This is a genomic window from Streptomyces sp. 13-12-16, from assembly GCF_002114215.1.
In the GTDB taxonomy this organism is placed as follows: Bacteria; Actinomycetota; Actinomycetes; order Streptomycetales; family Streptomycetaceae; genus Streptomyces.
The window spans coordinates 601-8090 of the sequence record NZ_NCTE01001493.1 but is presented as its reverse complement, the minus strand read 5'-3'; the positions used below and the strand labels follow the sequence as shown (position 1 = coordinate 8090).

The 7490-nt window shown below is 70.6% G+C and carries 8 protein-coding genes; 4 read left to right on the top strand and 4 right to left on the bottom strand.

Annotation, left to right across the window (positions count from 1 at the left end):
• The first annotated feature begins 462 nt into the window (after nucleotides 1-462).
• The 4 genes from ectA (at nucleotide 463) to thpD (ending at nucleotide 3664) form a co-directional block, all read left to right on the top strand.
• Nucleotides 463-969 (top strand): diaminobutyrate acetyltransferase, encoded by a 507-nt coding sequence (gene ectA / locus B7767_RS43330; RefSeq protein WP_085576561.1) that lies wholly within the window; start codon nucleotides 463-465, stop codon nucleotides 967-969.
• A gap of 86 nt (nucleotides 970-1055) precedes the next feature.
• A complete protein-coding gene (ectB, locus tag B7767_RS43325; protein ID WP_085576560.1) occupies nucleotides 1056-2327 on the top strand; it encodes a diaminobutyrate--2-oxoglutarate transaminase in 1272 nt (423 codons plus the stop codon).
• A gap of 35 nt (nucleotides 2328-2362) precedes the next feature.
• Nucleotides 2363-2761, top strand: coding sequence for an ectoine synthase (locus B7767_RS43320; RefSeq protein WP_073937525.1), 399 nt, complete (start codon nucleotides 2363-2365; stop codon nucleotides 2759-2761).
• A 6-nt stretch (nucleotides 2762-2767) separates the two neighbouring features.
• A complete protein-coding gene (gene thpD / locus B7767_RS43315) occupies nucleotides 2768-3664 on the top strand; it encodes an ectoine hydroxylase (protein WP_085576559.1) in 897 nt (298 codons plus the stop codon).
• A 275-nt stretch (nucleotides 3665-3939) separates the two neighbouring features.
• Here thpD and B7767_RS43310 read toward each other — a convergent pair whose 3' ends face one another.
• The 4 genes from B7767_RS43310 to B7767_RS43295 form a co-directional block, all read right to left on the bottom strand.
• Entirely contained in the window at nucleotides 3940-4992 is a 1053-nt protein-coding gene (locus B7767_RS43310) for an aminotransferase class V-fold PLP-dependent enzyme (RefSeq protein ID WP_085576558.1), read from the bottom strand.
• A gap of 96 nt (nucleotides 4993-5088) precedes the next feature.
• Nucleotides 5089-5799 (bottom strand): DsbA family oxidoreductase, encoded by a 711-nt coding sequence (locus tag B7767_RS43305; protein WP_085576562.1) that lies wholly within the window; start codon nucleotides 5797-5799, stop codon nucleotides 5089-5091.
• Nucleotides 5800-5886: 87 nt separating this feature from the next.
• The gene (locus B7767_RS43300) at nucleotides 5887-6495 is read right to left on the bottom strand and encodes a DUF1349 domain-containing protein (protein WP_085576557.1); all 609 of its coding nucleotides are present in this window, start codon (nucleotides 6493-6495) and stop codon (nucleotides 5887-5889) included.
• Nucleotides 6496-6631: 136 nt separating this feature from the next.
• Nucleotides 6632-7490, bottom strand: an 859-nt coding sequence (locus B7767_RS43295; protein WP_143653032.1) for an aldehyde dehydrogenase family protein, incomplete at its 5' end; no start/stop codon positions are given.

Below are 7490 nucleotides of genomic sequence, written 5' to 3'. Positions count from 1 at the left end.
CCGGGGGACCGGCCGCCGGGGCGGAGGTCCGCGCGCGTCGGGGGCTCGTCCGCCCGGTCGAGGAGCGCGCGCGGCGCGGCGGCCTCCCGCGGGGGCGTATCGGCAAAGTAACCGGATCGTGAATTCCGTGGAATTACCGGAATCCCTCGCACAGATTCTCCCCAGGCATTCTTTCGCTTATTTCCCGATTAACTCGCGGAACAGCTTCCCGTCTTCTTCTGCCCGGTTTCCCCGAACCTAAACGACACGATTTCGCGAGCTTTCCAGGCACCGTCACGGGAGTTACACAGTTGTGACCGGTTCCACATCGCGCCCGATTTGCTCCATACGCACCCCGCATACCAGGACATATCGCCGGGCCCTCGCGCGACCACACCCGCACGCGCGATAACACAGATCAAGTTGGCGCGTAACCCCGACAGGCGATGCAATTTTGAATTTACCTGGGTAAGTTGAATTCACATGACTGCCGCACAAGCAGACCTGCAAATCGACCGCCCCACCGTGGCGGACGGAGCCGTGCTGTGGCGGATAGCCAGGGACTCGAAGGTCCTCGACCTGAACTCGTCGTACAGCTATCTGCTGTGGTGCCGTGACTTCGCCGCCACCTCGGCCGTCGCCCGCGACGAGCACGGAGAGCCGATCGGCTTCATCAGCGGATACCTGCGGCCGGACAGCCCGCGCACCCTGCTCGTCTGGCAGGTCGCGGTCGACGCGTCGTACCGCGGCCGCGGCCTCGCCGCGGCGATGCTCGACGCACTGGCCGCCCGGACCGCCGAGGAGCACGCGGTGGACACCGTGGAGACCACCATCGCCCCGGGGAACACCGCCTCCGAGCGCCTGTTCACCGCGTTCGCGGAGCGTCACGGCGCCCTGCTGGAACGCGAGGTGCTGTTCGACGCCGGCCAGTTCCCCGACGGGCCGCACGACCCCGAGGTGCTGTACCGCATCGGGCCGCTCACGCGCTGACCGCGCTGACCGGGCGGCCCGGCCCCCGACCTTCCGACTTCTTCCGACTCCCTCTGACCTCCCACGCCACCGAGGAGCGATTCGTCGTGACCATCACCCAGCCCGACCTCAGTGTCTTCGAGACCCTCGAGTCCGAGGTACGCAGCTACTGCCGCGGCTGGCCCGCCGTCTTCGACCGTGCGCACGGCAGCCGCATGTACGACGAGGACGGCCACGAGTACCTCGACTTCTTCGCCGGAGCCGGCTCACTCAACTACGGGCACAACAACCCCGTGCTGAAACGGGCCCTGATCGACTACCTGGAGCGGGACGGCGTCACGCACGGCCTCGACATGTCGACGACGGCCAAGCGCGCCTTCCTGGAGTCCTTCCAGAACTACGTCCTGCGCCCGCGCGACCTGCCGTACAAGGTCATGTTCCCGGGCCCGACGGGCACCAACGCCGTGGAGTCCGCGCTGAAGCTGGCCCGGAAGGTGAAGGGGCGCGAGGCGATCGTGTCGTTCACCAACGCCTTCCACGGCATGTCGCTGGGCTCGCTCGCCGTGACCGGCAACGCCTTCAAGCGGGCCGGCGCCGGCATCCCGCTGGTGCACGGCACGCCGATGCCGTTCGACAACTACTTCGACGGCAAGGTCCCGGACTTCCTGTGGTTCGAGCGGCTCCTGGAGGACCAGGGGTCCGGCCTCAACAAGCCCGCCGCCGTGATCGTCGAGACCGTGCAGGGCGAGGGCGGCATCAACGTCGCCCGGCCCGAGTGGCTGCGCGCCCTGGCCGAGCTGTGCGAGCGCCAGGACATGCTGCTCATCGTCGACGACATCCAGATGGGCTGCGGCCGTACCGGTGCCTTCTTCTCCTTCGAGGAGGCCGGCATCACGCCCGACATCGTCACCGTCTCCAAGTCGATCAGCGGCTACGGCCTGCCGATGGCGCTGACCCTGTTCAAGCCCGAACTGGACGTCTGGGAGCCGGGCGAGCACAACGGCACCTTCCGCGGCAACAACCCCGCCTTCGTCACGGCCACCGCGGCCCTGGAGGCGTACTGGGCCGACGGCTCCGCGATGGAGAAGCAGACCCGTGCGCGCGGCGAGCAGGTCGAGCAGGCGCTGATCGCCATCACCGAGGAGAACCTCGCCGACGTCAAGGAGTACCGCGGCCGCGGCCTGGTGTGGGGCATGGAGTTCCACGACAAGGAGCGCGCGGGCCGCATCGCCAAGCGCGCCTTCGAGCTCGGGCTGCTCATCGAGACGTCCGGCCCCGAGAGCGAGGTCGTCAAGCTGCTGCCGTCCCTGACCATCACCCCGGACGAGCTGGACGAGGGCCTCAGGACCCTCGCCCGCGCCGTCCGGGAAACCGCCTGAAACACACATCCGAGCCGAGGAGGCATCGCAACACCGTGATCGTCCGTTCGTTCAAGGAGCTCGAAGGCACCGACCGGCACGTGAAGTCGGCGTCCGGCACATGGGAGAGCAAGCGCATCGTCCTCGCCAAGGAGAAGGTCGGCTTCTCCCTGCACGAGACGATCCTGTACGCGGGTACGGAGACGTCGATGTGGTACGCGAACCACATCGAGGCCGTCGTCTGCACCAAGGGCGAGGCCGAACTGACCGACCGCGAGACCGGGCAGACGTACACCATCACGCCCGGCACCATGTACCTCCTCAACGGCCACGAGCGGCACACGCTCAAGGTCAAGGAGGACTTCCACTGCATCTGTGTCTTCAACCCGCCCGTCACCGGACGGGAGGACCACGACGAGAACGGCGTCTACCCGCTGCTCACCGAGGAGGTGTGAGTCACCGTGACCACGACCACGCACGTCACCGATCTCTACCCCACCCGCGGCGCCACCGAGGTGGCGACTCCCCGCCAGGACCCGGTCGTCTGGGGCTCCCCGGACACGCCCGGTCCCGTCTCCGCCGGTGACCTGCAGGCCCTGGACCGCGACGGCTTCCTCGCCATCGACCAGCTCATCGGGCCGGACGAGGTCGGCGAGTACCAGCGCGAGCTGGAGCGGCTCACCACCGACCCGGCGATCCGCGCGGACGAACGCTCCATCGTGGAGCCGAAGTCCAAGGAGATCCGGTCCGTCTTCGAGGTGCACAAGATCAGCGAGGTCTTCGCGAAGCTGGTGCGCGACGAGCGGGTGGTCGGGCGCGCCCGGCAGATCCTCGGCTCGGACGTCTACGTCCACCAGTCGCGGATCAACGTCAAGCCCGGCTTCGGCGCCAGCGGCTTCTACTGGCACTCGGACTTCGAGACCTGGCACGCCGAGGACGGCCTGCCGAACATGCGCACCATCTCGGTCTCGATCGCGCTCACCGAGAACTACGACACCAACGGCGGTCTCATGATCATGCCGGGGTCGCACAAGACGTTCCTCGGATGCGCGGGGGCCACGCCGAAGGACAACTACAAGAAGTCCCTGCAGATGCAGGACGCGGGGACGCCGTCCGACGAGGCGCTGACGAAGATGGCGTCGGAGTACGGCATCAAGCTGTTCACCGGCAAGGCCGGCTCGGCGACCTGGTTCGACTGCAACGCCATGCACGGCTCCGGCGACAACATCACGCCGTTCCCGCGCAGCAACGTGTTCATCGTGTTCAACAGCGTGGAGAACGCGGCGGTCGAGCCGTTCGCGGCACCGATCCGGCGGCCCGAGTTCATCGGTGCCCGGGACTTCACCCCGGTCCGCTGAACCGAACCCGGCCGGGGGTCCGGGGGTCGCCCCCGGACGTCACAGCATCGGCGCCCGGGACTTCACTCCGGTCCGCTGAACCCGACCCGGCCGGGGGTCCGGGGGTCGCCCCCGGACGTCACAGCATCGGCGCCCGGGACTTCACTCCGGTGAAGCAGGCGCCACGGCGGTGAAGCAGGCGCCACGGCGGTGAAGCAGCCGCGCCACAGGACTGCGGGCCGGGCCTCCTCGTGTGGGACAGGGAGGCACCGGCCCGCTGCCGTGGCCGCCCGTGGTCAGCCGGACAGCGCGTCCAGCAGCCGGTCCACGTCGGCGGCCGTGTTGTAGAGGTGGAAGGACGCCCGCAGATTGCCCGCGCGGTTCGACACCGCGATGCCCGCCTCGGCCAACTCCGGCTGGAGGCAACCGAGTCCGGGCACGGACACGATCGGTGAACCGGGTGAGGGCACGGGTGTGCGGCCCAGGGTGGCGAGCCCCGCGCGGAAGCGGTCGGCGAGGGCCAGGTCGTGGGCGCGGACGGTGTCCACCCCCAGCTCCTCGACGAGTTCGAGGGACGCGCGCAGCCCCGCGTAGTCGAACAGGGCGGGGCTGGAGTCGAACCGCCGGGCGGAACGGGCGAGTTCGGGGACGGGGCCGTAGCAGCTCTCCCAGGGGTTCTCCCCCGCGACCCAGCCCGCCTGCACCGGTGTCAGGTCGCCGAAGTCCTCGGGGACGACGAGGAAGGCCGCGCCGTGCGGGCCGAGCAGCCACTTGAAGGTGATGGAGACGCCGTAGTCGCAGTCGTCGGCCGCCATCGGGAGCCAGCCGGCCGCCTGGGAGAAGTCGACGTAGGTCCGCGCCCCGTGGCCGCGGGCCGCCTCGCGCAGCACGGCGAGATCGGTGATCCGGCCGTCGGCGGACTGTACGGCGCTGACCGCGACCAGTGCGGTGCCCGGCCGGACGGATTCGGCGAGCCGCTCCAGCGGCACGGCCCTCACCTTGAGGTCGCCGCGGGCGTGGAAGGGGTTCAGTACGGAGCTGAAGTCGCCCTCCGCCGTGAGGACTTCGGCGCCCGGCGGCAGGGAGGCCGCGACCAGCGAGGTGTACAGCGCGACCGTGGCCCCGGCCGCCACCCGCTCGGCCGGGACGCCGGCCAGCCGGGCGTACGCGGCACGGCAGGCCTCGACGTCGGCGAAGAGCGGGTCCAGCGCGCGGCCCTCCGCGCGCAGCCGTACGGCGTCCTGGAGCGCGGCCACGGTACGGGCGGGCAGGAGGGCGTTGCTCGCGGTGTTCAGGTAGGTGTTCTTCGGGGCGAACTCGGCACGGACGAGGTTCTCGAAGGTCTCCATGGGACCACTGTGCGGCCCCGGGATCTCCCCGTCCATTGCCGAATTCTGCGCGATATCGCAAAGGAAGCCTTATGCGTACGCGCCGACCTGCGCGTTCTACTGCTGCGGCACCGCGCATCCGTCCGGGCCACAGGCCTCGGCGTCGCCGTCGACCAGGGTCAGCGGCGGACGATCACCCCAGGCCCGGGTCAGCGCCTGGGTGAACACCTCGGTGGGCTGGGCGCCGGAGACGCCGTACGTGCGGTCCAGCACGAAGAACGGCACACCGTTCGCGCCGAGCTCCGCCGCCTCCCGCTCGTCGGCGCGCACCTCGTCGGCGTACGCCTTCGGGTCGGCGAGGACCTCGCGCACCGCGCCGGTGTCGAGTCCGGCGGCGCCGGCGAGCTCGACGAGCCGTTCGTCGTCGTTGAAGACGGACCGCTCCTCGGCGAAGTTCGCCCTGTACAGCAGGTCGAGCAGCTCCACCTGGCGGCCCTGCGCACGGGCGAAGTGCAGCAGGCGGTGCATGTCGAAGGTGCTGCCGTGGTCGCGGCCCCGGGTGCGGTAGGGCAGTCCCTCGGCGGCGGCCTGGGCACCCAGGTTGTCCTCACCGGCCTCGGCCTGCGCCTCGCTCATGCCGTACTTCTTGGTGAGCATCGAGAGCACCGGCTGGATGTCGTCCTTGGCCCGGCCCGGGTCCAGCTCGAAGGAACGGTGCACGACCTCGACCTGCTCCCGGTGCGGGAAGGCGGCCAGCGCCTTCTCGAAGCGGGCCTTTCCGACATAGCACCAGGGGCAGGCGATATCGGACCAGATTTCGACGCGCATCGTGATCGGCACTCCAGGTCGTGCGGGTACGGAGACTCCCTCCGGCGGCTACGTGAACATTCAACGAGCCGCCTTCATTCCCCTCCCTCAGCTTCCGTCCCGCAGGTCACTCGGCCAGTGGGGCCGGTACTCGATGTGGTCGTACGTCACCACGCAGCCCTCCCCCATCGGCGACTGGGTCATGAAGCCGACCAGCGCGGCCCCGGTCTCCTCCTCGTCGCCGAGGGTGAAGAGCCGGACGAAGGTCCAGCGCTCACCGTCACGGGAGGCGTGGAAGGCGAAGGCACGCCCGGTGCGGCTCACCCGGAGCCAGACGGAACTGCCTTCGACGGTGAAGGAGTTGACGTCGTCGGAGTGCCCCCGGGTCACCACCGTGCAGACGGTGGGCACGTCCGGCGAGTACTCCAGGCAGAGCTTGGCCCACGCCCGCTCTCCCACGTGGACATAGAGGACGCCCGCGTCGAAGGCCCCGGCGAACCCGACGGTGACCCGTGCGATCAGCTGGAAGTCCCCCTCGGGCGCGCCCAGCAGACGCGGCGCGTCGGAGGCCGGCTCCAGCGCCTCGCCGGTGGGCGGCACGAAACGGTCCTGCCGGGGTCCGGCCCACCCGGTCAGCACCCCGTCCTCATGGGACCAGTGCCCGTCGGGGCCGTATGTACGGAGGGGGAAGGGCAGTTCGGGAAGCTTCATGTCCATGAACCGATTATCTCCGGTGGGGATGGGTCAGGGGCGCGGGACCGTACCGGCCGGCGGCTCCGCCGCGGGGCGCGACCACCCACGACGGCGCCGCGGCCGGCACACGACCGCGCCCCTGCGACGTGCCCTCGAAGCGCTATCGCTCGAGCACCCCGTTGAACCGCCGGGGCAGCCCCAACGGGTTGGAGTCCCGCAGCTCGGCCGGCAGCAGGGCCTCGGGCGTCCCCTGGTACACGACCGGCCGCAGCCACCGCTCGATGGCCGTGCCGCCCACCGACGTGGACGTGGAGGTCGTCGCCGGGTACGGCCCCCCGTGGTGCTGGGCCGGCGCCACGGCGACCCCCGTCGGCCAGCCGTTCACCAGCACGCGCCCCGCCAGCGGCGTGAGCTCCGCCAGGATCTCCGCCCCGCGGCCCTCCCCGGCCGCCTCTTCGGCGGAGAGCTGCACGGTCGCCGTGAGGTTGCCCGGCAGCCGCGACAGCACGCCCCGCACCTCGGCCTCGTCCTCGTAGCGGGCCACGACGGTGACCGGCCCGAAGCACTCCTCGAGCAGCAGGTCGTGCTCCCCCTCCTCGGCCAGCCGGCTCGCCGGAACGGTGAGGAACCCCGCGCTGACCGTGTGCTCGCCGCCCGCGCCCGGCGTCACCGGGGACTCGACGTCGGGGAGCTGGGCGCGCTCGGCGACCCCGGCGACGAAGTTGTCGCGCATGCGGTGGTCGAGCAGGACGCCGGCGTCGGTGTCGCTGACGGCGTCCGTCAGCGACTTGACCAGCGCGTCGCCGGCCGCGCCGGCCGGCGCGAGGACGAGGCCCGGCTTCACGCAGAACTGGCCGACGCCCAGCGTCATCGAACCGGCCAGCCCGGCGCCGATCGCCTCGCCGCGCTCGGCGGCGGCGGCCTCGGTGACCACGACCGGGTTCAGGGAGCCCAGCTCGCCGTGGAAGGGGATCGGGACGGGCCGGGCGGCGGCCGCGTCGAAGAGGGCGCGGCCCCCG

Bases quoted from the DNA above. Each gene is read 5' to 3' on its own strand.
- ectA (WP_085576561.1), top strand. From the start codon at position 463: ATGACTGCCGCACAAGCAGACCTGCAAATCGACCGCCCCACCGTGGCG.
- B7767_RS43310 (WP_085576558.1), bottom strand. From the start codon at position 4,992: ATGGAGACCTTCGAGAACCTCGTCCGTGCCGAGTTCGCCCCGAAGAAC.
- B7767_RS43305 (WP_085576562.1), bottom strand. From the start codon at position 5,799: ATGCGCGTCGAAATCTGGTCCGATATCGCCTGCCCCTGGTGCTATGTC.
- B7767_RS43300 (WP_085576557.1), bottom strand. From the start codon at position 6,495: ATGGACATGAAGCTTCCCGAACTGCCCTTCCCCCTCCGTACATACGGC.